We start from the raw sequence: 24,290 nt of genomic DNA, 5'->3' as shown, positions 1-24,290 counted from the left end.
GTATTTGTACAGGCAATGACCGACTAGCACAAGCATCTCGCGCTGGGCGCAAACGCCCCGCGTCGCTATCACGGATCACATTGCAGCCACATCCAGTTGGCGCTGTGACGTCAGGACTGGAGGCTCTGTCCCAACGGCGCGGGAATCAAGCCACATCGCCCTGTGTGGTCGCGCAGAGATCCCCCGAAAGCGCCAACTCCTCATTAGACGCGCCAAAAGCTCGACCGAAGTTGTACCGCCACTGTAAGGCGAAGCTCAATCCAATCTTTCCGTCCAAAGGGCAGTGCACGAGGCGCTTCTCTTCGTTCTCGTTGGGAGCCCGCGACGCGTCTTTTAGAAACTCACCAACCCAATTCTCAAGCTCATTGATGACCCCTAGATGCCTCGGGTCGACCCCAAAGATCTTCTGAAGCGATCTGAGGTCAGCCTCTGGGATTAGTTCCCTGTCGTTCTTCAACCTAGTTTTATTCTGCTTCGCATAGTCCTTCTTGATTATCTCCAGGATCTGGTCGAACTGTTCGGGTCGCTCCTTCATGTGGTCGGCTAGGACTAGCAGCCAACGCGCTCTCCAGTCGCCTTGATTCACGTAAGCGAGAAACCTAAAAACACGCATCGCGGTTGAAGTGCCTTCCGCGAGCAACCAATCACGGTGCTTGCGAGCGATCCTGCAAAGCTCAAAATCGGCAATCTCACTGCCTCTCATGTATCTCCAGCTTTGAACTTGTAGCCGAAAGTCCCCCTTCGCTTTCTTCGCCTCTTGGTAGTCCGTAAGCAAGACCAGACAGTCATATTCGTTGCCGTATAGGCGCTCATATGCCGAGAAGAACGGTTCGCTCGTGCAGTAGTTCTTAGAAGGCGACTTTACGCCGAGATCTAGGTCTGGCAGATCAACACCGCGAGCCGGGTTGACCCGAAGTTTAATCGCAGCCTTTGCTAAAACACCGGTCTCTAGTACCGCAACAAGCAGCATCTCCAGAATGGAGCCGATGGTCTTACCATCAAGGTTCACAATGGTATGGCGCTCTTTAAGCTCCTGATACCAATGAGGCAGTTGTCCTCCCCGAGCAATGCGGGCGATGACCGGCTCAAGCACTTCAAGACCCTCACCTTTCAGGGCTGCATTGAGGGTTGCCATTATGGCGTCCAGGTTTTCTCGCACGATTGCGCGAAGCGCAGCCTTTTCATCAGACACCAATCATCTCCCTTTGGCCGGATGCTTTGACAACGAGCGGCTTCCGCTTCCCCACTAACTGTCGAAGTACCCACTCAACCATCGGCGGCGGGACCGCATTTCCGTACAGCGCGTACTGATCGTACGGCTTCACTGCGGAGCAGTGGTTATCGGAGAAGCCTTGCAGACGGGCATACTCTTGCGGCGTTAGCCTGCGATAGCGCTTTCCAACTTGATAGCGTTCATAGTGGCGGCTGGTCGATGCTGTGAGTGTCGGAGCCAAACCTCGAACTCCGAAGATCGTGTATCCCATTCGAGCCCCGCCGCTTTGATTGCTAATAATCTCAACGCCATTCACGAACCTATCGACGATTTCGTTCATATGGAGGCGCTCGAGCGTGGATTCGGTGTAGTCATACTCGACAGGCACTTTTCGGTCCAGCACATCGAGTAGTGACACCTGCGGCAACGCCGCCGCAAAGGCGATTGGGTCGGCAGACAGGTATCTCCCGTTTAGAGCAACACCCCACAATGGAAATCTTGCTTTGTGCTTATGGAAGGAAGTCCAGCCAGACAGCTGGTTCAACATCGAATTCAGACCATGCGGCAGCTCCTGCGGTGTTGCTAAGCGGAGCGCCTCTGACGGTGAGAAGCCTACAGCTGGACCGTCCAATCGCGTCCCAACGATAACTACCCGCTCGCGGTTCTGCGCTAACCCGAAATCCTTAGCATTCAAAACCCTCCACTCGATGAAGTAATCCAGCGTCGAAAGAGCTGACAGGACGGTCTCGAAGTGGACACCATGCTCCATCGACAATAGACGCTTCACGTTCTCTAGAACGAAATGCTTTGGGCGCCTTTGGCGAACGACATCGACGATTGTCTGGAACAGCGTTCCCCGGGGATCGCGAATGCCTGCTTTTTTTCCCGCTGCACTGAAGGGTTGACAGGGAAATCCCCCTGTAAGGATGTCGTGTGGAGGAATCAAATCGAGTGCCCCCTTAACGTCTCCCTCGTGCAGTACGTCGTTACCGTACTTCTGGCGGTATACGCTGCACGCAGCGGAACTGAAGTCGTTTGCCCACACCGTTTTTAGGCCCACCTTGTCTGCAGCGTGGCGGAAACCGCCAATGCCGCAGAAGAGCTCCACTGTGGTGAGCTGATCTTTCGTGCGATGACCGGTTGCTGGCGGCTTCGCAGGGGCTATCTCGTGATCGCCTGACGGATGATCGGTCACCAATTCAAAAGCCATTCTTAGATTCGTCCTTCGGTAACAAGCCGCGCGTGCGGCTACTCTAGCTCTCAGGATCGCATGGAGTGCGACCGGGTTCGCGACAGATTCTTACTGGATCGTGTCCGGGGTCTGTCCCAGAAGCAGGTAGGCCCGCAACCAAACCTAAGTATATGATTTATATGCCAGGAAGACAGGTTGTCTCCGTGGTCAACGATCAGCTTGAGCGCAACGGCTAGAGCGGACATGCCCACCTATCAGGCACAATAGCGCTTCCGGAAGCGCTTCCGGACACGCCTTCCCCTCTTGTTTTTCCACCCATGCGGGTGGTCGATTTTCGCGCGACTGATGAGTACTGAAGAAGTTGAGGCGCGTGAGCGTCCGTTTGACCCCTCCAAGTTTCCATTGAGTGAAGCGGCCCAAAACCTCTCCGAGGCCTTCAGAGAGCTCATCGAGAAGCTCGAGAGCCGTACCCGGGCGAGGCGACCCGCAGATCGGTTGAGATTCGAGCAAGCGACGACAGCTTTGGCGCTTGACCTGACCCATTGGTACCTGATGGAACCGGAAGGCTGGCTCTACGTATCCTTGAGCAAGGCTGACTACAGCCCAAAGGCCCGTCCAGCCCCATTCCTCACGGAGCGCTTTCCGGACCTCCTGCGCGCACTAGCGGACGCTCGGCTCATCGATATGCGGAAAGGATTCCGCGGTGAGTTCGGCGCCGGGCGACGCACCACCATCCGAGCGGCACAGTGCCTGCGAGATCTTATCAAGACCGCAGAGGTCTCCTTCGGTGACATTGGGCGAGCTTTCAAGCTCCAGGGCGATCCTTTGGTGCTACGGACCGAGCGCGTCCGTGGTAAGGCAAATGATCTCCCCCTTCCCGAGTCAAAGCAGGTCGAGCATCTTCGCGAGGAGATGAACCAGGTTAATGCATGGCTTCTCGACGCTGTTGTTGATTGGCAGCCCTCCTCTGCGAGCGAGAAAGACCCTGACACCGGCTACCGGTTTATGCGCCGTCACTTCACAGGCTCACTCGACGGATGCGGCCGCCTGAACGGCGGCTTCTGGCAGCGTATGAGTAAGGACCGCCGACTTAGATCGCTCGAAATTGATTGCTGTGAGCCGGTGGAACTGGACTACGGGCAGATCGGCATCCGAATCGCGTACTCGGTTGCGAGGGCCGTACCTCCGCAGGGTGATTTGTATGCGGTACCTGGACTTGAGCGACACAGAGGTGGCGTCAAAGTCGTTCTGAACGCCTTACTAGCGAGGAAGGGACCGTCAAGCAGGTTCCCAATCGGCTTACAGGATTCGTTTCCGCCCAAGATGTCGTTTAAACAGGTCTTGGCGCTAGTGACCGATCACCATGGTGCGATAGCCCATCTCTTCGGGAGCAGCTTCTATCTGATTCAGCAGCGCGTGGAGAGCACCATCTTGCTGACCTGCATTCATAGAATGATGGCAGAGGGTATACATGGCTTCCCCAATCACGACTGCCTCCTCGTCGCGTGGGACGATGCACCCCGGGTGAAGCAGATCATGGAGGAGACCGCATACACGATTCTGGGCCTATCCGTACCAGTGGACGTCGCCATCGCTGATGGACACGAGCGTCTATTGCCAAGCTGGGCTTCTGATCTAAGGAGGGAAGGGGCGGAGGGGGTCTCTACGACGAGTGCACTAACGCCTGCACTTGCTTATACACCTACAGTTTCACCTTCAGCTCCCCATAAGAGGGGGGAGTAAAGATGGTATCTGGCTTCGTTAACCCACGTCATCAGAAGCTCACCGCGAGGATTGCTGCAGAGAAGGGCTATCCCGTTTGCATCGTCCTTAACTGCGATCGTCCGACGATGGCGCGTACGGGGAAGGGACTGAACAAAAACTACTGCCGTGCTCATGTAGAGCACTTCAGGCGGCATGGCAGCTACTCCAAGCCGAGCTACACGGCCGCGCAGTTAGCGCCATTCCGGGCTGCGGCTCTTGCGTGGCTAAAAGCCAATGCTAGTCTCCCTGCAGTCGTCAATGCACTTGACCGGGTGAAGACCAAGATGTGGGCGGTAGGCGCCCCTGAGAGCGCCTTTAGGCTTCGGGGGATGCCCCCTAAGGCGCGCTCGAGAAACATCTGGGCTCTCTTAGGTACGCGTGGAGTCGACGCGGATCAGGTGCTTGCGGTATGGCTGGCCGTCTGCATGGCCCATGAAACAGACCCTCAGCCGGAGCGGAAGTTAGAGTACCGCCACGTGCAAGCAGCCAAGGTGCTGCATCGGTTGGGGGGAGGTTCTCATCGCCGCTGGGAACACCAGGCCAGCGACGGAGCCACCTTCGCAACTGAGCTTCACAAGTATCCAGCAAGCAAGGGGAACGTCCTGCGGCATACCGGGGAGGCGCTACAGGCGTTGGCCAGTGCGCTCGAGAGCCACACGCCAGCGATCCGCAACACGGTAGTGCCCACTACTCGCCTCAGGACCATCAGGCGCCGCGCGCGGACGGCATAGCTGTCCACACCTAGGCGGGGCCGTCAGAAAACTTCAGGTGCACTCCGTTCACCACGAAATCGATGGGTGTCCATGCACCCACTGTCCATCAGCCGTGAGCCGCAGCAGGACCGCCAAATGGCGCCTTCTTCCCAGATCAACCGCTGCGATCACTGCTGCGGGCGGACAGAAATGTGCCGCGCGTAACAACACAAAGCGCGCGGCCGCGCACATATTCTTACTCTCCCCCTCTGTTTACACATCTATCTTCCGAGTGAAACACGCAAGTAACAGCGTGACCGTAGAAATTGCGACTCTCGATCACGGGGCTATGACGCCATGTCGAAACGTACGCAGACGATACCCAACGAGCTCATTGAGGCCTTGCTTGCTGAGCGGCCACGACCAGAAGAGCTTCTCGGCAACGATGGGCTCATCCAACAGCTTGCTCAGCAGCTGATAGCTCGATCCTTGAATCTGCAGGCCAGCCAGAGTGTGACGCCATCACAAGCACAGCTGAGCCATGAGCTTGCGGCGGATGTGGGAAACGTCGGGCTTGATAGCGGCGCGCCGCCACCAACGAAAAGAGCGTCAGGCAGAGGGCGAACGATTCCTCAGGGGCTCGACACCAAGATCATGGCAATGTACTCGAAAGGCCTGACACCACGGGAGATTCAAGAGCAGGTATTGGATTTCTATGGAGTTGACCTCACCCCCGCAGCGATATCAAAGGTCACAGATGCCGCGGCAGACGAGATCAAGGCTTGGCAGTCGCGCCCACTAGATGTGGTCTACCCAATCGTCTACATGGATTGCATACACGTTCGTGTCCGCGATGGCGCCTCACGTGCAAAAGCCGTTTACGTTGTAATTGGAATTTCAATCACCGGCCAGAAAGAAGCAATCGGACTCTGGATATCACAGCATGAAGGCGCCAAGTTCTGGCTCCAGGTATTGACGGAGATCAAGAACCGCGGCGTCCAAGATATCCATATTGCCTGCGTCGACGGACTAAAGGGCTTCCCCGAAGCGATAGCGACCGTTTTCCCCAAGACTACCGTGCAGCTGTGCGTGGTTCACATGGTCCGGAACAGTCTTGATTTCGTTTCATGGAAGGCCCGCAAGGAGGTGGCGCTTGATCTTCGGCCCATTTATACGGCGACGACGATCGAAGCTGCAGCGCAAGCGCTCAGTGACTTTGAAGGGAAATGGGACGCTGAGTACCCAACGATCGGCCAGGCGTGGCGACGGAACTGGGCGCAACTGACCCCGTTTTTCGACTTCCCGAAAGAGATACGCAAGATCATCTACACCACCAACACGATCGAGTCGATCAACATGAGTCTTAGGCGCGTCATGCGCTACCGTGGCTCTTTCCAGAACGATGAGTCTTTGCTCAAGCTGCTCTATTTGGCATTGCGAAATATTAGTCGCCGTTGGTCCCTTCCGGTTCACGACTGGAAGGCGGCGTTGAACCGCTTCGCCATCCAATTCGGGCCGGACGAATAGGGAGTTACCGCATCCCAGGTTGTTTCCTCTGCGGCCTCCCTGAAGATGGATTTGGGAGCAGCCGGTGTCACGCTTGGTGCTACAGGAAGTGCTACATAGCATGCTACATTGTGCGCTCTGCGGCAGTCTGAGATGCCCGGAAATATTAGCTTTGAGCTACCTTTGGTGGCTATGGTTCGAGTCCACCCATAGCCACCAGACAGGCGTTTCACCGAGAGCCCCGCTAATGCGGGGCTTTTGCGTTCAAGGCGGGCTTCATTGTGGGAATCCGGAATAGATTCCACGGAGAAATGTAGTCTGACCCCTGTCCCCCCCGGAAGTACCGCGGAGCAACGAAAACGGCTGGTGCGGTCAAAGGCGGCCTCTCGTGCCTGAGGTCCCTGGCAAAAATGAGGCGTAGCCAGCTTACTGAATATGAACAATAAGCGGCATCATATACAAAATAAAGTTGCATTTTTACCTAATAAATGTAATTTAATTTTGTATGGCCAAACGAACCCCACCTACCCACCCCTCAGCTCAGCGCCAGATTGAGGCGTTGGGTCGGCGCCTGCGCGCTGCGCGCCTGCGCCGGAAGATGACCCAGGAGATGCTGGCGGCCCGCGTGGGTGTCAGCGTCCCCACCATCGGCAAGCTGGAAGACGGCAACCCGTCGACGAGTTTGGCCACCATGCTGCGTGTGCTGACCGTGCTGGGCCTGGTCGCGGACGTGGATCTCATCGCCGCCCAGGACGCACTTGGCCGCGAATTGCAGGACAACGAACTCAGGAACCCCTATTCGGCGAATACGCCGCCGTCGCGGACGCCACCCTCACGCACGCCGCCAACCCGGATCCCTCCTGCCCCACCGCGGAGTCGTAAGCCGTGAACGAGCTGGATGTCTGGATCGACGACGAATCCCTCGGTGGTTGCATGCCCGTGGGGCGTCTGACGCGGTCGGCGAGCAGGACCGGGGACGCGATCAGCTTCGAGTACGACGGCCGCTGGCTGGCCGATGCCGGCCCGATGCGCGCGTTCGCGCTGGACCCGGAGTTGCACCTGGCCGGGGGGCGTCTTTACGCCCGCGAAGGCGCCAGCGCGCTCACCGGCGCCTTCATCGACTGCTCCCCCGACCATTGGGGCAAGCAACTGATGGACCGACGTGAAGCTATCGAGGCGCGTGAGCAAGGCCGTCGACCGCGCAACTTGCGCCCGTGGGACTACCTGATCGGCGTCAACGACGAATCGCGCATGGGTGCATTGCGTCTGGTGGACCCGGAGTCCGTGCAGTACGTGGACGACCGCGCACTCAGCGCGCCGCCGATCACTGACTTGCGCGAGTTGGAAGCGATTGCGGCGCAAGTGGAGCATGGCGAGACGGACGACTCCGAGCAGATGGTGCATTGGATCAAGCAACTGGTGGCGCCAGGGGCATCGCTCGGCGGCGCGCGGCCCAAGGCGAGCTTTCGCGACCCACGCGGTCAGCTCTGGCTGGCGAAGTTCCCATCCAACGACGACCGCCATGACGTGGGGCTGTGGGAATTCCTGACCTACCGGCTCTCGCTTGCCGCCGGCATCGACATGCCCGACGCCAAACTGATGCCATTGTCGAACCGCGGCCACACCTACGCGGTGCAGCGCTTCGATCGCACACCGGACTCGCGCCGCGCGTTCGCTTCGGCCATGACCCTGTTGGACGCCACCGAGAGTGAGGGCCACAGCTATTTGGACCTGATCCAGGTCATCGAGACCGCCGGCACCTCGCAGCAGATCGCGCGCGACCTGGAGCAGTTGTTCCGCCGCGCCCTCTTCAACATCCTTATCGGCAACCGCGACGACCACCTGCGCAATCATGGCTTCCTGCGCGTGGGCGACGGCTGGCAGCTGTGTCCGGCATTCGACGTCAATCCCAACCCGGACAAGGACCATCATGTGCTTGCGATCAATGAGGCCGACCCGTCGCCGGATTCACGCCTGCTGCTGGACACCGCGGACTACTACCGCCTCAAGCCAGCGGCGGCGACCGCTGTCGCCGAACAGGTGCGAGGAGCGCTGCGCGATTGGGAGCGACTAGCACGTGAACTGGGCGCACACACCGCAGAGGTGGCCAGAATGCAAGGCGTCATCGATGTCGATCGTTGATCGTTAACGGCCCGCCTTGGTGTCGTCGCTGCGCAACCGCCTGAGCTGCAGTACCAGGACCAGGGGCGAGCACCTGCTCGCCCCTGGTTACGTGCGCTTGGATCGACGTAGCGGGTCAATCTTTTCCAGCCGGCTTGGCATCGTGAGCCGCGCGATCGATGACCTCGGCCACGACCTTCGACTGAGTCATGTACACCGCATGGCTGGCGGGGGTGTAGGTGATCTTGGCGTCGATGCGCTTGGCCATATGCACCAGCATTGCCTGATCGAAAGCTTTGTCCTCGGTCGCGATCACCGCCCAGCTGGGCTTGGTACGCCACGCCGCCTGCGTCAGCCGGGTCTCGAAGACCGACATGTTGATCGGCACCTGCGAGTCCCGCATGAAGGCGGCATCGGCATCGCTGGCGTCATGGGCGAAACCTGCCTTGAACTTCTGCGGGTTCAAATGACCGTAGCCGTCCTTCTGGATATCGATGACGAATTCCGGCGTCGCCGCAAAGCCCTGATACTGCTGCGCTGTCGTTTCACCGACATCCGGGGCCAAGGCGGAGACATACACCAGCCCGGCGACCCTGGGATGGACACCCACCTCGGTGATGACAGTGCCGCCCCAGGAGTGGCCGACCAGAATCGCGGGCCCATCCTGGCGATCAAGCACGCGCTGGGTGGCCTGCACATCATCGGCAAGCGAGGTGAGCGGGTTCTGCACGATCGTCACGCGGTAGCCGCGCTGAGTCAGATCGTCGTAGACCCCGCGCCAGCCCGAGCCATCGGCAAACGCGCCGTGGACCAGGACCACATTCTTTACAGGGCTGTGGTCGGAACCAGAAGTGGAACTGCCGGCCTGAGCTAGCGGACTGATGGCGGCGGCCAAGGCAGCGGCCAGAACGGCGGGGATGAGCTTGATCACGGGAATGTCCTCGATGGTGGCTAGGAGATGGATGGCACCTGGCTGGCTGCCGGTGGACATACTTTGCTAGCTGTCACGGGACTATGGGTGACGTAAAGTCTTTAAAAGTTGACTTATCGTGTTTTCTGCAACCCCACTTGGTGATTGGCCGTCTTTCAGATGGGCCAGTTCTAGTCCAATCAGGGCGTGTGTCTGCAAGCCGGAAGGCGTACAGCATCCCGGACCACCGAGTCGCAGAAAACTTGAGGCACGAGCTGGGCAGCACATGTACCGGGCGGTGCGGCACCACAACCGATCTCGTTGTCCTCCAGACAGTAGTAGAGCTGCTGGAGCTGTCGGGACAGCCTGAGTGGGACGGGTCGCCTTAGCAATCCTGGCGCGCCCATCCATACCCTTCACGGCGCCCTATAGTCTCCATAGATGACCTCAAGCGTCATACGTGCGAACTGCTGAAGTTCGACATCGTCCGGCATGCCCAGATCGTTCCCGTCATTGTGGTGGTACTTGGTGTCGAATTGGTTCAACGCATTGAGCTTGCTGAGGTACGGCCGCGCATGCGCCAGTGGGGAATGAGCTGCAGCCGAAATCAACTTGAGGATCGCCCCTAAGTTCGCTCGAGCCGGCAAGATGGGCGGGGGAAACCTCTGCTTCATGAACCCTTCAATCAGCGGCCTTAGTTCTCGCGCCACCGCCCTTCGGTCCTCTGTACTGCATCCTTCCATGTAGTCCTTAACTATGCGGTGGGACCTGTGGTGATCCGATTCACAGATACGATCCAAGTCGCACGGCGCGAATTGGGAATAGTCGTCTTGCACGCGTTTGATCTCGTGGACCACTGTCTTCACACCCAATCCCGGGCCTTCAATGCGATCTCTCAGGTCTCTCAGGAAGTACGGATCGTGGCACAGAACAATGACCTGCCCGCCGCGTGAAGCAACCTCCATGATCGACGTGATCGTATTCTCTCGGCGACGCTGGTCAAAGCTGCACATGGGATCGTCGAAAACGACCGTATTCCCTCGCAGGTTCCCCGGCAGTCCCTGAATCTTTGCCAGAAAGAAGGCCAACGCTAGAGTGCGCTTATCTCCTTCACTCAGCATTCTCCCGAATCCCGGCCCCGCCGCGCCCTTCTTACCCAGCTCAACTGAACGCCCTCGGATCTGGAGTGCGTAGTCAGAGCGAAGTACTCCTCCGGTGTAATCGGATGTAAGTCGAACAATCTCAAACCCGGCGCCAAACCTTCTAAGGAGCGTGTTAATTCGACCCTGATACGTACTCATTGTCTTAGGCAGGAGGTCGTCCAGCGCCTTACGTGTCGCCGTCTTCCTTCCGTTGAGCTCTTTTTTTACCGCCTCGGCTGCCACGAAGTCCTCAACCGCTTGCCTGGCTCCTTGAGAGCGGCGTGCAACGACTGACTCCAAACGAGCGACACTGGCCGCGAGTGCCGCAGGGGACTCCGAATTCAACTGAGCGAGAAACTGGCGAATGCGCAGCGCCGTCGCAGCTACAGCCTCATTGTACGCCGTGACTTGCTGCTGGATCTGCGCGAGTAGCGTGGTTGCGGAGGCTACGTCGGTTGCCGTTCCGACCGATGCAAGTGGGCTTAGTTGCTTCTGTGCCGCCAGCTCGCCCATCGCTGCACGCAAGGCTGATACCGAGGAGCGTGCCAGTTGGAGATCGAACTGAGGCACGTTCAAATCCAGCTGATCAGCCCATGCCTTTATTCGGGCTTCGTTGGCAGCCACACGTGGCTCCAAGTTGTCCAGCTTGCTATCAGACAAGCGTGTTTCCACTCCCTTCGACAGCACACCCACCTTGGCCATGAGATCGTTGTACTCTGCGTTGAAGTACGAGTCGTAAGCCTCCATTAGATCGGCACTTGCGAGATCCTGCCCACAGAACGGGCAGTCGCTACCTTCCACATAAGTCCGGCCTTGGGTCACCCACGCCTCTATCCCGCTCGTCATTTCATGCCGCTTGAAGTGCGCTTGCACGGCCTCCCTAGCGTCAGCACGCATGCCTGAGAAGGTGGTCTGCAGAATCGAAAAGAAAACCGCGAGGTCAAGCTCGATCTGGGGCAGCGACTCTGGCATTGGGCGCTGCGAGAGAGGGGCCACGTTCTTGGCGGCCTCTACGCGAGATCTCAGAAGGTTAATCTGCGCCTCGGCGTCCGGAGCGTCATCCAGCTTGATGAAGTCCCGAATAGGAATCGCCTTCGCGAAGGCCGCGATGCGCTTACTCGCATCGGTCTCGCGCTTAGTGGCCTCAGCGATCTGGGGCACCAAAGCAGCAAGCTGCTTCTCCAGCGACACCGACTCCTCTCCTAGCGCGAACTGAAGGAGTGCTTGCCGCTGATCAGGTCGGATTTCTTGGCCGGAGAATACGTTGCTCTCCACGAAACCGGGATCGAACACCTGAACAGTAGGCCGAGTGCCAGTCCAAGACCCAAGGTGCAGCTTGACGGGATTGCCCCCTCCGGCAGCGTCGGCGAACACGAGCTCTAGCGCCGGTTCCCCGTCAGTGTCGATCGTACGGTGACGCGCTAGCGCCTCACCATCGTGTGCAGCCGCGGCACGCAAAATGGTAGCGAGAGCGGACTTACCCCTCCCGTTGTCCGCGTATACGAGTGTGACTTGATCGAAGTCCGCGGGAGTCGGTGACCCGTTCCGCAGCAATCCGATGTTCTGCACCTTAACTACTTTCCTCAACATCTCCCTTCCCCGAGAAGTGTCCTTACGAAACTCCGGATCTGCTACAAATATCCGAAGGGATAGAGCTCCCTTTCAACTGTATTCGCCCCAAAAAAGGTCATTGTCTAAAATCAGCGATAGCATCGTGGAAGTCATGCTCATGCACAATCAGGAGCCGCGCTCCCGCCTTTCGAAGCTCTATTGCCTGTTCGACCTTGCGGCCATAGCACGCATATGCCCAACAAGGATTTCCCTCTGATCCAATAACTAGATAGTCGACCTTCTTAGACATACTGGCAGCCAGCTTTCCGCCCAATAAAGTTATGGTCTCTGCAAGCTGTGAGCGTTTGAATCGTGCCGATGCGCCGGTAAAAACGAAGTGCTTCCCGTCAAAGCTAATCTCTGGACATACAGCACACAGACCAACGATTGCCTGATTATCTCGCTGTACCAGCGGGCTTGTGAGGGTTCGATCATCGGCAAGCGCAACGAATTCTGAAAAGAAATCATGGAGCATCGCATGCTCTTCGTCGTCTATGCGCTTGTCTTTCAGAACCGACGTGATCAGGCTTCCAACCTCGTCGAAAGGCCAACAACTTCTGAGGTGGCTGTGGTCCTCCATCCAGTCGGTGAGCCCTCGTAGTTCTTCCTCGCTAATGCGCGTATCGGCGATGATTCCACCAAGTATTGCGTGAAGGCGCTGGAGGTCAGAGGTCGTCTGATCATAAAACTCTGAGGAAGTAAGTTTTTCGCAGAGCCAAGTGAGGTCGGCCCGCTCTTCGATAGAGAGGACGCGGTCGGCGACTAATGCCTCTACGACGGGGATCAGTTCGTTGAATGGGTGACGAGTCCGTAACTCCCCGTGCTCAGAGAGCCAGAGATCTAGGAAATTCAACTCCGTGTTGTTGATTGAACCATCAATGGCAATGCCTTCGATGATTCCCATGAGAGAGTTCACCGATTTATCCAGGCGACCCCTGCCGGTGAACTTTATATAGGGCTGATAATCTGGATGCATCACACTCCCCTCCATTACTTGTCCCTGGAAGGGTAGCTTGCTCGCTTTTCACCCACAATTGGAATTAACAAAGAGCGCTCGCGGGTTGGAAGAGCCGGAGACGACCCGGCACCTCCCCGTCGGCTAGCTGAGCCGTTGGCGCCTCAGCCACGCTCTCTCGGTCTTTGGTGCTTGGTTGCGCCCACGCCCGGCTCCTTCCAGGACGTAGATCTATTTCGCAGGATGCTTCGTCCAACACAAGCTTTTTTAACTTTCTTGCTTGCGGCTCTACTCACCCGCCTCCCGATCCCCCCTCGCGCATCTCGTACCACATGCCATTAAGAACGGCGAAGCTAGCCGCCAGGCCAACGCCTAGTATCCACGAGAAATACCACATGGTTGCGACTCCTTAGTAGGCGTTGTGATTCTGGCTGACGCTGCCGTTGCTGACCTTGCCGCGCAGGACGCGGAAGACCCAGGCGGTGTATAGCAGGACGATGGGTAGGAAGAAGGCGGTGACCAGCAGCATGATGAAGAGTGTCATGTGGCTGGAGGACGCGTCCCAGAGGGTCAGGCTTGCGGATGGGTGGGTGGATGACGGCAGCAGGAAGGGAAAGGTGGCGAAGCCTTCGGTCAGGATGATCGAGATTATCGACAGTGCCGAGGCCATGAAGGCGAGGCCTGCGCGGCCGCTGTGCAGGAGGATGGCGCTCAGTAGTGCGCCTGCTACGCCGAGGATGGGGAACAGTCGGGTCCAGGGCATCGATTGATAGTTGGTTAGCCAGGCGCCGGGTGCGGTGATTGCTTGCTTCGCCAGTGGATTGGAAGCGCCGGCAGGGTCGATGGTTCCCAGCAATGCATAGCCGTCCACGCCTTTGGCCAGCCATACGCCGGCCAGTACGAATAGCACCGCTGTCAGTACCGCGGCGATGGCGCCATAGCGCCGTGCGCGCAGTGCGATGTCGCCGTCGGTTTTCATCGCGAGCATGCCGGCGCCGTGCATGATCAGCATCGCCACGCTAACCAGGCCACACAGCACGGCGAATGGGGACAGCAGTGCGAAGAAGCCGCCGGTGTAGATGGGCCGCAGGTTTTCGTCGAAATGGAACGGTGCGCCCAGCAGCACGTTGCCCATCGCGACGCCGAACACCAGCGCCGGCACTACGCCGCTGACGAACAGCGACCAATCCCACACGGCGCGCCAACGCGGGTCGGGCACTTTGCTGCGGAACTTGAAGCCGACCGGCCGCAGGATGAGTGCGAACAGGATCAGGAACATGGCCAGGTAGAAGCCGGAAAAGCTCACCGCGTAGAGCGCAGGAAACGCGGCGAAGATGGCGCCGCCGCCCAGGATCAACCAGACCTGGTTGCCTTCCCACACCGGGCCGATGACGTTGAGCACCACGCGGCGTTCTTCGTCGCGGCGTGCGACTGCTGGTAGCAGCGTGGCCACGCCTAGGTCGAAACCGTCCATTACCGCGAAGCCGATCAGCAGCACGCCCAGCAGCAGCCACCAGATTAGGCGCAGGGTTTCGTAGTCGAGTGGGATGGTGTCCATGGGTGGGTCTCTGTTGGGGACGGTTTGGCGATTTCTTGTTTCTCGTCGTCATCCCCGCGCAGGCGGGGACCCAGCGACTTCAACGCCTCGAAAAACTAAAGACACTGGGTTCCCGCCTACGCGGGAGGTGATTTTCAACAGCCGAATGGCTGGTCATGACGGCAATTTTTCATGTCTTCATCTTCAATTTACGTCAGGCGGTTGCTGGCTGTGCGCCGGTGACCACGGCGTCCAGTGCTTCGGCGGTGGCCTCCGGTCCTTTCAGGATCAACTTCCTCATCAGCCATATCTCCACCACCGCCAGCACCGTGTACAAGGTGATGAAGCCGATCAAGGTGGTGAGTATCTGATGCAGCTGCAATCCGGAGGCGGCGAAGAACGTGGGTAGCACGCCATCGATCACCCACGGTTGCCGGCCGTACTCGGCTATCAACCAGCCCAGCTCGATCGCCACCCATGGCAGCGGCAGGCTGTAGAACGCCAGCTTCAGGAACCACTTGTATTTATCCAGCCGCTGCGTTGTCGCCAGCCAGAACGCCAGGGTGAAGAACGCAATGAAGTAGAAGCCCAGCCCCACCATGATGCGGAAACTCCAGAACAGCGGCGCCACTCGCGGCACGGTGTCGAACGCAGCGCTGGCGATTTGCTGCTCGGTGGCGTTGGCGATGTCTTCGCGGTAGCGTTTCAGCAGCAGGGCGTGGCCGATGTCGCGCCAGTGGGTTTCGAACACTTCGCGCGCTTGCGTGTCTTCGCGATCCTTGCGTAGCCGCTGCAGTGCTTCGTACGCAACCAGACCATTGCGAATGCGAACCTCGGCGCGTCCTACCAGTTCCAGAATGCCGGGCATTTCGGTGTTCAACGAACGCGTGCCGATCAGCCCCATCACGTACGGGATGTGCAGTGTGTAGCTGTTGGTGCGGGTTTCCTGGTCGGGAATGGCGAAGGCGTTGAAGCCGGCGGGTGCGGGTTCGGTTTCCCACATGGCTTCGATGGCCGCCAGTTTCATTTTCTGGCTTTCGCCGGCCACATAGCCGCTTTCATCACCCAGAACCACCACAGACAACGATGCGGCCAGGCCGAAGCTGGCGGCCACTGCCATCGACCGCTTGGCCAGATCGCGGTGGCGGCCGCGCAATAGATAGAACGCGCTGATCGCCATGACGAACATGGCGCCGGTCACGTAGCCGGCGCTGACGGTGTGCACGAATTTCGCCTGCGCCACCGGGTTGAACAGCACCGCGGCGAAGTCGGAAATTTCCATGCGCATGGTGTCGGGGTTGAATACCGCGCCGACCGGGTTCTGCATCCAGCCGTTGGCGATCAGGATCCACAGCGCGGAGAAGTTGCTGCCCAGCGCCACCAGCCAGGTGACCATGAGGTGCTGCACTTTCGACAGCTTGTCCCAGCCGAAGAAGAACAGGCCGATGAAGGTGGCTTCCAGAAAGAACGCCATCAGCCCTTCGATGGCCAGCGGCGCGCCGAAGATGTCGCCGACGTAGTGGCTGTAATAGGACCAGTTGGTGCCGAACTGGAACTCCATGACGATGCCGGTGGCCACGCCCATGGCGAAGTTGATGCCGAACAACGTGCCCCAGAACAACGTCATGCGCCGCCAGATGTCGCGCCCGGTCATCACATAGACGCTCTCCATAATGGCGACCATGAAGGACAAGCCCAGCGTGAGCGGCACGAACAGGAAGTGGTACATCGCCGTCAACGCGAATTGCAGGCGGGACAGTTCGACGACGGTCATATCCGGCATGGCGGCAGGTTCCCCGTTTAGGTTGAAGCTATTCTGCGCCGGCCAGCCTTCCTGCGGGATGCGACAAGACGTCGCAGGTGGCGGGTCGGGTTACAGGAGAGAATGCGTGCAATGAGCAGGATCCACGCCAGCCGGTCTTCCCATGGATGACACCGCCGTAGCCTTGCCTGACGCTGTGCTGCGCCGGTCAGCGGCGCGCCGGCTGGATGCGTTGGCTTTGCCCGCGCGCGCGCGTTTGCGATGGGCTGCTGCCGCAACCGTGGTGGCCGGCTGGCTGTTGGTGCCGCAGGCGGCAATGATCGCGTGGGCCGTGCAGCAGGTTTTTGTTGAAAACGCTGCACCGGCTGCCGTCGGCGTTCCGCTGGCATGGCTGTTGCTGATCGGGTTGCTGCGCGCGGGGTTGGGTTGGTGCGGCCGCCGGTGCGCCGATGACGCGGTCGAGATCATCCGCCTTCGGTTGCGCGAAAGCATCGTGCGTCGTTTATTCGCGCAAGGGCCTTTGAAGCTGCGCCAGCAGCGCAGCGGCGCGCTGACCGAGCTGATGGGCACGCATGTGGATGCGCTGGAAGGCTACTTCGGTGGTTTTGTATTGGCGCGGATTGAAGTCGTGGCGGTGCCGCTGTTCCTGCTGGTCGCGGTGTTCTTTGTCGATCGCATCGTCGGCACGGTGCTGCTGCTGACCATGCCGTTGATCCCGCTCTTCATGATGCTGGTGGGCTGGGGCGCGGAAGCGGCCAGCCGCCGACAGTTGCAGGCGCTGACGCGGATGAGCGGCCATTTTGCGGATCGCTTGCGTGGCCTGGGTTTGATCCGGTTGTATGGCCGGGCCGAGGCGGAACTTGCGGGCATTGCCGATGCGGCCGACAACCTGCGCGAGCGCAGCTTGAAGGTGCTGCGCATCGCTTTTTTGTCGTCTGCAGTGATGGAGTTCTTCGCTTCGCTCAGCGTGGCGATGGTGGCGATGTATCTGGGCCTGACTTATTTGGGCATGCTGGATTTCCGGGGCCCGCCGCTGACCTTGGGCATTGGGGTTTTCTGTCTACTGTTGGCGCCGGAGTTCTATGCGCCGTTGCGGCGATTGGCGGCGCATTATCACGACCGTGCTGGTGCATTGGCGGCGTTGGGCGAGTTGGAAAGTACGCTGGAGACTACCTTTGATGGCGAGGCGAAGGTCGCCGCATCCGTCGTAATCTCCCCTGCGCCACCTCACGTCGAAGATGCAAACAGTGAGTGTGGTGCGCCGGCGATTTCGGTGCGGCATCTCGCGCTAAGGCCGCTTGGTGCGGCACATGACGTGCTGGATGATTTGTCTTTCGAACTTTCGGCAGGTGGGCGCTTGGCGGTGGTCGGTCCCAGTGGCTGCGGCAAGAGCACGTTGTTGGAGGCGTTTGCGGGTTGGTTGCCCGCTTCTTCCGGACAGGTCACCGTGCCTGCCGGCATTCGCATCGGCTATGCGCCGCAACGGCCGTTTCTATTCCACGGCAGCATCGCCGCCAACCTGCGCATGGCGCGTCCGGGTGCCACCGACGCGCAGTTGCATGCGGCTGCGGAAGCGGCGCAGGTGATGGCGTTCGCGGCGCGCTTGCCACAAGGCCTGGATACGGTGATCGGCGAACGTGGCTTCGGTCTATCCGGAGGCGAAGCGCGCCGCATTGCGTTGGCGCGCGTATTCCTGCGGGAGCCTTCGTTGTTGCTGCTGGATGAACCCACCGCCTTTCTTGACCCGCAAACTGAAGCCGCCCTGCTGCGTGCGATTGCGGAGTTTTCGCAAGGGCGCACGTTGGTGATGGCAACGCACAGCGCTGCTGCGCTGCACATCGCCGATCAGGTATTGCAATTGCCGGAAGGTTTGTTGTCTCAGCAGGTAGCAGAACGATGAAACGGTCTGACGGCTACCGCGAGGTTTTCTCCAAGCACACCAGGCCGATCGCGCTGGCCATTGGCTTGCTGCTGCTTACTTTGCTGGCAGGTACCGGTTTGCTGGGCTTGGCCGGGCACTTTCTTGCCGCGGCGGCGTTGGCGGGCACTGCTGCGGTGGGTTTTAATTTCTTTGGGCCTTCCTCCGGCATCCGTGCATTGACCTTTGCGCGCATCCTGTCGCGCTATGCGGAGAAGCTGGTGGGCCATGACGTGACGCTGCGCGTGGCGCGCGATTTGCGCGTGTGGTTCTTCGCACGTGTGTTGCCACTGGCACCGTTGGAGCTGGGCCGCCACCGTGTGGGTGATCTGCTGGCGCGGCTGGTCGCGGATATTGAAACGGTCGACGGTTTGCTGGTGCGCGCCATCGGGCCACTGCTGGCATTGTGCGGATTGGCGCTGGTGTGCGTCGCTGTGGCGCTGGTGGTGCTGCCGGTCGCCGGTGTGTTGTTGGCGGTGACGGTGTTGTTGCTGGGTCTCGCCGTTCCGGTTGCGACCACGATGGGCGCACGCGCGCTGGAACGCGAACGCGCCGATAGTCGTGCCGCGCTGCGTTACGTGGTGCAGGAAGGTATTGAAGGTGCCGCCGACTTGGCTGCGCTGGATGCCGGTGGCGATTGGATCGCACGAATTGATGAGCGCAGCAATGCGCTGGCGCGATGCGAGCGGGCGCGCAAGCGGCGGCTTTCGGCGGGCACTGCTGCGCATGCATTGATCGCCGCGCTGACGCTGCCGGTCATGCTATGGCTGCTGCTCACTGCTGCCAACGCTGGAACGCTATCGCCGCCTGCTGCTGCCGGTCTTCTGTTCATGACGGTGGCGTTGCTGGAAGCCGCCGCAGGCATTGGACTGGCGTGGCAATCGTGGCAGGCGGCGCGGGCTTCTTCTCACCGCTTGCGGCATATCGCCGGACAAACGACGCAGGTGGTTATCGCCGAACCGATGTTGCCGGTGCCCGAAACCGGCGAGCTGCGATTGAGCAACGTGCGCTTCCGCTGGCCAGGCGATCCGCGCTGGGTGCTGGATGGCGTCGACCTGCGGCTGCGGCCGGGCGAACGCATCGCGCTTTGCGGCGATAGCGGCGCCGGGAAATCTTCGGTGATGGCTTTGGTGCTGCGCTTGTGCGATCCGGAAGCAGGGGAAGTGCGTTTTGGTGGAAGCGATCTGCGTCACTTCGACCCGGCGCAATGGCAGCGCCAGCTGGCTTGGCTACCGCAAGATGCAACCGTTTTCGCCGGGCGCGTACGCGACAACCTGTGGATGGGCGATCCCGACGCGGATGACGCGCGGCTTTGGGATGCGTTGGCGCAGGTGAAGCTGGAAGCATTGTTTCGCGCGTCGGCGCATGGGTTGGATACGTGGGTGGGGGAAAACGGCGCCACCTTGTCCGCCGGGCAATCGCGCCGGTTGGCGCTAGCCCGCGCGCTGTTGCGGGATGCCCCGATTCTGCTGCTGGACGAACCGACCGAAGGCCTGGACCACGACACCGCCACCGAATTGTTGCAGGACCTGGCGCTGGCCAGTGGCCACCGCAGTGTGTTGATGATCAGTCATGACGATTTGCCGGCGGGGGTGGTGCATCGGCGGTATCGGTTGGTGGAGGGGCGGTTGTGGGAGGAAGGGCGGCTGTAGGAGCATCAGATTCCTTCTCCCCTTGGGAGAAGGTGCCCGAAGGGCGGATGAGGGAATGGCAATGACTTTCAATCCAAGTTTCCCTACAAGCGGACACCTCATGCCCTCATCCGTCGCTGCGCGCCACCTTCTCCCGGAGGGAGAAGGGACTATCGTCAACTGAACCCTCCTCACCCTGAACAGCCGGTTTTCCCCTTTAGCCGCCAAGATCGGTTACAGTGCGCTCCGTTTGCCAGCGGCCGTTCGTTTCCCCAATGGTCCGCCGTCGCCGGGATTTCCCAGTGGAATCCCGCGCCCGCCCCGCTCCGACTTCTTTCGTTGCGCAAACTCGGAACCGCCGTTTTGGCGACTCCGCACACCCTCTCGCAGCGCGGTTTCAGGGAACGCTTCGAGTAACGGCCACTCCGCACCTCGCGTTGAACGTTTGCCGCACAAGCTTGTGCGACCGTCAGTTCGTGTGTCCGGCCGGCCGACTTTGGAGCTTCAATCGCAATGTCTTTCGAAAATCTCGGGCTGATGCCCGCTCTGCTGCGCGCCCTCAATGACGAGGGTTACACCCAGCCCACCCCCATCCAGACCCAGGCCATTCCGGTGGCGCTGGAAGGCCACGACCTGCTGGCCGGCGCCCAGACCGGCACCGGCAAGACCGCTGCGTTCGGCCTGCCGCTGATCCAGCACCTGGCCACCTCGCCGCAGGAAGTGTCCGCCCGCGGCCCGCGCAAGCCGCGCGCGCTGGTCCTGACCCCCACCCGCGAACTGGCCGTGCAGGTGCACGACAGCCTGCGTGGCTACGGCAAGTACCTGCGCATCCCCAGCACCACCATCTACGGCGGCGCCGGCATGGGCCCGCAGCTGGAAGCGCTGCGTCGCGGCGTTGACTTGCTGGTGGCCACGCCTGGCCGCCTGATCGACCACATCGACCGCCGCAGCGTTGACCTGTCCGGCATCGAGATCCTGGTGTTGGACGAAGCCGACCGCATGCTGGACATGGGCTTCATGCCCGCCATCAAGCGCATCCTGGCCAAGCTGCCCAAGCAGGGCCGCCAGACGCTGCTGTTCTCGGCCACGTTCGAGGAAAGCATCAAGCAGCTGGCGCTGGAGTTCATGCACAACCCGCAGCAGATCCAGGTGACGCCCAGCAATACCGTGGCCGACACCATCAGCCACCGCGTGCATCCGGTCGACGGCCACCGCAAGCGCGACCTGCTGCTGCACCTGCTGGCCGCCGATACCCGCGTGCAGACGCTGGTGTTCGGCCGTACCAAGCATGGCTGCGACAAGCTGACCAAGTTCCTGGAACAAAGCGGCATTCAGGCCGCTGCAATCCACGGCAACAAGTCGCAAGGCGCCCGCCTGCGCGCGCTGAAGGACTTCAAGGCCAGCCGCATCAATGTGCTGGTGGCGACCGACATCGCCGCGCGCGGTATCGATATCGACCAGCTGCCGCGCGTCATCAACTATGACCTGCCGATGGTCGCCGAAGACTATGTTCACCGCATTGGCCGTACCGGCCGCGCCGGCGCGCAGGGCGAAGCGATCTCGATCGTGGCGCAGGACGAAGCCAAGCTGCTGCGGGCGATCACCCGCATGCTGAAGCGCGACGTGGAAATCCGCGACGTGCCCGGTTTCGAACCGCAAACGCCGATCCGCTGGGGCAACAACAACCCCGCCGGCGAGCGTCCGGCCGGCAACCAGGCACCGCGCAAGCATGCCCGCCGTCCGCACTCCGAAGCGCCGCGTCACGCGCACGCCGGTCCGAAGAAGCACAGCAGCGGCGCGCGCGACGGCGCCCGCAAGCCGGGCGGTTTTCGCCAGGGTCCCCGCGCCTAAGTAGCGTCGCCTTGCCGCCCCTTTCCGTTCGCGGGGAGGGATGAGCGAAGGGTTTGAATCATGCGGTCGTCGTCACGCACATACGCGGGGCGACGGCCGTTTCGCCATACGCCACCTACAATACGCACCATGGATATCTTCAAGGTCTTCACCATCGAAGCCGCGCACCGCCTGCCGAACGTCCCGGCCGGGCACAAATGCGCGCGCCTGCATGGGCATTCGTTCCGTATCGAACTGCACGTTTCCGGCGACCTGGATCCGCATACCGGCTGGGTAATGGATTTCGCCGACATCAAGGCGATCTTCAAGCCGATCTACGAGCGGCTGGATCATCATTACCTCAATGACATCGAGGGCCTGGAGAATCCCACCAGCGAGCGCATCGCGGTGTGGATCTGGGAACAATTGAAGCCGCAACTCCCGCTACTGAGCGAAGTGGTGGTGCATGAGACTTGCACTGCGGGTAGTCGTTACCGCGGTTGATGGCACTTCTTGTGGGTCGATCGCTTTTGTAGGAGCGGCGTCCCGCCGCGAGCTTTTTCCTGCCAGATCGCGGTAGAAGCAAAAGCTCGCGCCGAGACGGCGCTCCTACAAAATCCGACGCTCGCCCATGCCTCCCTCACCTTCCTTACCTTCGTAGTAGCGGCGTCCCGCCGCGAGTTCTTCGGGCAGATCGCGATAGAAGCAAAAGCTCGCGCCGAGACGGCGCTCCTACAAGGGCGTTGGCCGTTGCAAGCGCTTGATTCTGAATAGGAACCTACCGTTCGTCGGAAGACCGTACGCCTGTTGTTGCATTGCAACAAATGTCTGTATATGCTGCGACGCAACATAACGGCAAATCCTCTGGAGTACGCCATGTCTGCCCAATTCAACGACACTTTCAGCACCTTCACCCATCAGTTCGCCGCTGCCGCTGCGCGCGCCAACCGACTGGCGCTTGAGAACGCTGAAGCGATCTTCGGCGTGCAGCTGAAGACCTTCGAAAAGAACATCGACGCCACCACCGCTTACTTCAGCGAATTGGCCGAAACCCACGACCTGGAAGCCTACAAGACCCTGTGGCCGAAGGGCCTGCAGGTCGCCAAGGACAACACCGAGCGCCTCGTCGCTGCCGGCCAGGAAGTGTTTGGCGTAAGCCTGAAGACCGGCGAAGCGCTGGGTCAGCTGGCCAAGTCGCAGATCGAGACTGTGACCGACAGCGTCCAGGCTTCCGTGGCCAAGGCGACCAAGACCGCCAAGGCCAAGTAAGCAGGAGCGCCGCCCCGGCGGCGTCCCGAAGGTAGGAGCGGCGTCCCGCCGCGAGCTTTTCCCCTGCCAAATCGCAATACCCAGCTTCAGCAAACCTGTTTAACGCACGGCTCCCCTCCCTCCGTGCGGCCGACCCGGCAGCCCCCACGCTGCCGGGTTTTTTATTGGGTGAAAAAAGATTCGTGGGTGTTGCAGCGACTTTCCCTTCTCCCACTGGGAGAAGGTGCCCGGAGGGCGGATGAGGGAATGGCAGTGACTCGCTAGTGGCGTTCGCTACAAACGGATACCTCATTCCCTCATCCGTCGCTGCGCGCCACCTCGCTTCGCGCCCCGGCCCTGCGTAGCACGCAGGGCATTCAGGCATGCACGACCCTATGGGTCGTAAGCCGCATGCCTTTATCCCAGAGGGAGAAGGGAAGCACTCCTCCCAGCATCCATACCATGCGCACAGCGCACGCTACATAACCGGTGCCAGGTACTGCGCCAGCACGCGTGAATCCGCCGCGCGCGCGTACGGAAGACGACCCCAGCACGGCACCGGCATTCGCGCTTTCAACAAGGCGAAGTTTTCGTCGCGGCGCTCCATTTGCGGGTCTATCTCGTTCGCGATCCAACCCACCAGCTTTGCGCCATCCGCCTGCACCGCGCGCGCGGTGAGCCGCGCGTGGTTGAGGCAGCCCAGGCGCATGCCGACCACCAACACCACCGGCAACCCCAGTGCCTCAACCAAATGCCTTTGGTCCAGCGTCGCGGTCAGCGGTGCCGCCCAGCCGCCGACGCCTTCCACAACGATCACGTCGGCCCGCGCACGCAGCCGTTCGAAGGCGGCGATGATCGGCTCCAGCGCGATCTCCACACCCGCTTCGCGCGCGGCGATCTCCGGTGCCAGCGGTTGCGGTAAGGCGTAAGGGTTCAGGTCGCCGTACGCCGGTATGGGATCGCTGGCGGACTGCAAGGCCAAGGCATCTTCGTTGCGCCAACCGTCCGTGGTCGCATCGCAACCGCTGGCGACGGGCTTCATGCCTACGGCGCGTAGCCCTTGGGCACGCATGGCGTGCAGCAAAGCAGTGCTCGCCATGGTTTTGCCCGCACCGGTGTCGGTGCCGGTGACGAAGACGCTATTCACTTTTCACCTTGCTGCGGGCAAAACCGTGCGTCCAGGGCTGCTTGCGTCCGTATTCCCACCATTACTGCGTTGTTCTTCCTATGCATCTGGTCATGATAAGACCGCGCACCG

Annotated in this window: 17 protein-coding genes and 1 pseudogene; 9 read left to right on the top strand and 9 right to left on the bottom strand. The window is 60.4% G+C overall.

Annotated features, from left to right (window positions below):
* Positions 1-145: 145 nt before the first annotated feature.
* Together AB6O04_RS11765 and AB6O04_RS11760 are read right to left on the bottom strand one after the other, a co-directional pair.
* Positions 146-1,192 (bottom strand): hypothetical protein, encoded by a 1,047-nt coding sequence (locus AB6O04_RS11765; RefSeq protein ID WP_368564128.1) that lies wholly within the window; start codon positions 1,190-1,192, stop codon positions 146-148.
* Positions 1,185-2,423 carry a DNA cytosine methyltransferase gene (locus AB6O04_RS11760; RefSeq protein ID WP_368564126.1) on the bottom strand — a complete coding sequence of 413 codons (1,239 nt, stop codon included), beginning with the start codon at positions 2,421-2,423 and terminating at the stop codon, positions 1,185-1,187. The genes AB6O04_RS11765 and AB6O04_RS11760 overlap by 8 nt, the downstream gene beginning before the upstream one ends.
* A gap of 327 nt (positions 2,424-2,750) precedes the next feature.
* Here AB6O04_RS11760 and AB6O04_RS11755 point away from each other — a divergent pair, with 327 nt between their 5' ends.
* From AB6O04_RS11755 to AB6O04_RS11740, 4 genes are all read left to right on the top strand, one after another.
* Complete coding sequence (locus tag AB6O04_RS11755) at positions 2,751-4,148, top strand: hypothetical protein (RefSeq protein WP_368564124.1); 1,398 nt, start codon at positions 2,751-2,753, stop codon at positions 4,146-4,148.
* A gap of 1,070 nt (positions 4,149-5,218) precedes the next feature.
* Positions 5,219-6,388, top strand: coding sequence for an IS256 family transposase (locus tag AB6O04_RS11750; protein WP_368564123.1), 1,170 nt, complete (start codon positions 5,219-5,221; stop codon positions 6,386-6,388).
* Positions 6,389-6,872: 484 nt separating this feature from the next.
* A complete protein-coding gene (locus tag AB6O04_RS11745; protein WP_368564121.1) occupies positions 6,873-7,256 on the top strand; it encodes a helix-turn-helix transcriptional regulator in 384 nt (127 codons plus the stop codon).
* Positions 7,253-8,509: a type II toxin-antitoxin system HipA family toxin gene (locus tag AB6O04_RS11740; protein ID WP_368564120.1), complete on the top strand. Its 1,257-nt coding sequence runs from the start codon at positions 7,253-7,255 to the stop codon at positions 8,507-8,509. Before AB6O04_RS11745 ends, AB6O04_RS11740 begins: the two co-directional genes overlap by 4 nt.
* Positions 8,510-8,624: 115 nt before the next feature.
* Here the strand turns inward: AB6O04_RS11740 and AB6O04_RS11735 are convergent, their stop codons facing one another.
* The 6 genes from AB6O04_RS11735 to AB6O04_RS11710 form a co-directional block, all read right to left on the bottom strand.
* Positions 8,625-9,479, bottom strand: coding sequence for an alpha/beta fold hydrolase (locus AB6O04_RS11735; protein WP_368564119.1), 855 nt, complete (start codon positions 9,477-9,479; stop codon positions 8,625-8,627).
* A 335-nt stretch (positions 9,480-9,814) separates the two neighbouring features.
* Positions 9,815-11,731: an AAA family ATPase gene (locus tag AB6O04_RS11730; protein ID WP_368564118.1), complete on the bottom strand. Its 1,917-nt coding sequence runs from the start codon at positions 11,729-11,731 to the stop codon at positions 9,815-9,817.
* Positions 11,732-12,227: 496 nt separating this feature from the next.
* Complete coding sequence (locus AB6O04_RS11725; RefSeq protein WP_368564117.1) at positions 12,228-13,127, bottom strand: BRCT domain-containing protein; 900 nt, start codon at positions 13,125-13,127, stop codon at positions 12,228-12,230.
* 271 nt (positions 13,128-13,398) lie between these two features.
* Positions 13,399-13,503, bottom strand: coding sequence for a cytochrome bd-I oxidase subunit CydX (cydX, locus tag AB6O04_RS11720; RefSeq protein ID WP_368564116.1), 105 nt, complete (start codon positions 13,501-13,503; stop codon positions 13,399-13,401).
* 12 nt (positions 13,504-13,515) lie between these two features.
* Positions 13,516-14,664, bottom strand: coding sequence for a cytochrome d ubiquinol oxidase subunit II (gene cydB, locus AB6O04_RS11715; RefSeq protein WP_368564115.1), 1,149 nt, complete (start codon positions 14,662-14,664; stop codon positions 13,516-13,518).
* Between the two features lie 193 nt (positions 14,665-14,857).
* Positions 14,858-16,426 carry a cytochrome ubiquinol oxidase subunit I gene (locus AB6O04_RS11710; RefSeq protein ID WP_368564114.1) on the bottom strand — a complete coding sequence of 523 codons (1,569 nt, stop codon included), beginning with the start codon at positions 16,424-16,426 and terminating at the stop codon, positions 14,858-14,860.
* Positions 16,427-16,568: 142 nt separating this feature from the next.
* Between AB6O04_RS11710 and cydD the strand changes: the two genes are divergently transcribed.
* From cydD to AB6O04_RS11685, 5 genes and pseudogenes are all read left to right on the top strand, one after another.
* Entirely contained in the window at positions 16,569-18,305 is a 1,737-nt protein-coding gene (cydD, locus tag AB6O04_RS11705; protein WP_368564113.1) for a thiol reductant ABC exporter subunit CydD, read from the top strand.
* Positions 18,302-19,975, top strand: a complete 1,674-nt coding sequence (cydC, locus tag AB6O04_RS11700) for a thiol reductant ABC exporter subunit CydC (protein ID WP_368564110.1) — start codon at positions 18,302-18,304, stop codon at positions 19,973-19,975. Before cydD ends, cydC begins: the two co-directional genes overlap by 4 nt.
* Before the next feature lie 492 nt (positions 19,976-20,467).
* Positions 20,468-21,739 (top strand): annotated as a pseudogene (locus tag AB6O04_RS11695) (DEAD/DEAH box helicase); the annotation flags it as partial.
* Between the two features lie 195 nt (positions 21,740-21,934).
* Positions 21,935-22,288 (top strand): 6-carboxytetrahydropterin synthase QueD, encoded by a 354-nt coding sequence (queD, locus tag AB6O04_RS11690; RefSeq protein WP_368564107.1) that lies wholly within the window; start codon positions 21,935-21,937, stop codon positions 22,286-22,288.
* 372 nt (positions 22,289-22,660) lie between these two features.
* The gene (locus AB6O04_RS11685) at positions 22,661-23,053 is read left to right on the top strand and encodes a phasin family protein (protein ID WP_368564105.1); all 393 of its coding nucleotides are present in this window, start codon (positions 22,661-22,663) and stop codon (positions 23,051-23,053) included.
* A gap of 457 nt (positions 23,054-23,510) precedes the next feature.
* Here AB6O04_RS11685 and bioD read toward each other — a convergent pair whose 3' ends face one another.
* A complete protein-coding gene (bioD, locus tag AB6O04_RS11680; protein WP_368564103.1) occupies positions 23,511-24,179 on the bottom strand; it encodes a dethiobiotin synthase in 669 nt (222 codons plus the stop codon).
* Between the last annotated feature and the right edge of the window lie 111 nt (positions 24,180-24,290).

The organism is Pseudoxanthomonas sp. UTMC 1351 (genome assembly GCF_040948865.1).
Classification (GTDB): domain Bacteria; phylum Pseudomonadota; class Gammaproteobacteria; order Xanthomonadales; family Xanthomonadaceae; genus Pseudoxanthomonas_A.
This window is presented reverse-complemented; position numbering and strand designations above follow the sequence as displayed.

Bases quoted from the DNA above. Each gene is read 5' to 3' on its own strand.
- AB6O04_RS11760 (WP_368564126.1), bottom strand. From the start codon at position 2,423: ATGGCTTTTGAATTGGTGACCGATCATCCGTCAGGCGATCACGAGATA.
- AB6O04_RS11755 (WP_368564124.1), top strand. From the start codon at position 2,751: ATGAGTACTGAAGAAGTTGAGGCGCGTGAGCGTCCGTTTGACCCCTCC.
- AB6O04_RS11750 (WP_368564123.1), top strand. From the start codon at position 5,219: ATGTCGAAACGTACGCAGACGATACCCAACGAGCTCATTGAGGCCTTG.
- AB6O04_RS11745 (WP_368564121.1), top strand. From the start codon at position 6,873: ATGGCCAAACGAACCCCACCTACCCACCCCTCAGCTCAGCGCCAGATT.
- AB6O04_RS11735 (WP_368564119.1), bottom strand. From the start codon at position 9,479: ATGTCCACCGGCAGCCAGCCAGGTGCCATCCATCTCCTAGCCACCATC.
- AB6O04_RS11725 (WP_368564117.1), bottom strand. From the start codon at position 13,127: ATGCATCCAGATTATCAGCCCTATATAAAGTTCACCGGCAGGGGTCGC.
- cydX (WP_368564116.1), bottom strand. From the start codon at position 13,503: ATGTGGTATTTCTCGTGGATACTAGGCGTTGGCCTGGCGGCTAGCTTC.
- cydB (WP_368564115.1), bottom strand. From the start codon at position 14,664: ATGGACACCATCCCACTCGACTACGAAACCCTGCGCCTAATCTGGTGG.
- AB6O04_RS11710 (WP_368564114.1), bottom strand. From the start codon at position 16,426: ATGCCGGATATGACCGTCGTCGAACTGTCCCGCCTGCAATTCGCGTTG.
- cydD (WP_368564113.1), top strand. From the start codon at position 16,569: ATGGATGACACCGCCGTAGCCTTGCCTGACGCTGTGCTGCGCCGGTCA.
- cydC (WP_368564110.1), top strand. From the start codon at position 18,302: ATGAAACGGTCTGACGGCTACCGCGAGGTTTTCTCCAAGCACACCAGG.
- queD (WP_368564107.1), top strand. From the start codon at position 21,935: ATGGATATCTTCAAGGTCTTCACCATCGAAGCCGCGCACCGCCTGCCG.
- AB6O04_RS11685 (WP_368564105.1), top strand. From the start codon at position 22,661: ATGTCTGCCCAATTCAACGACACTTTCAGCACCTTCACCCATCAGTTC.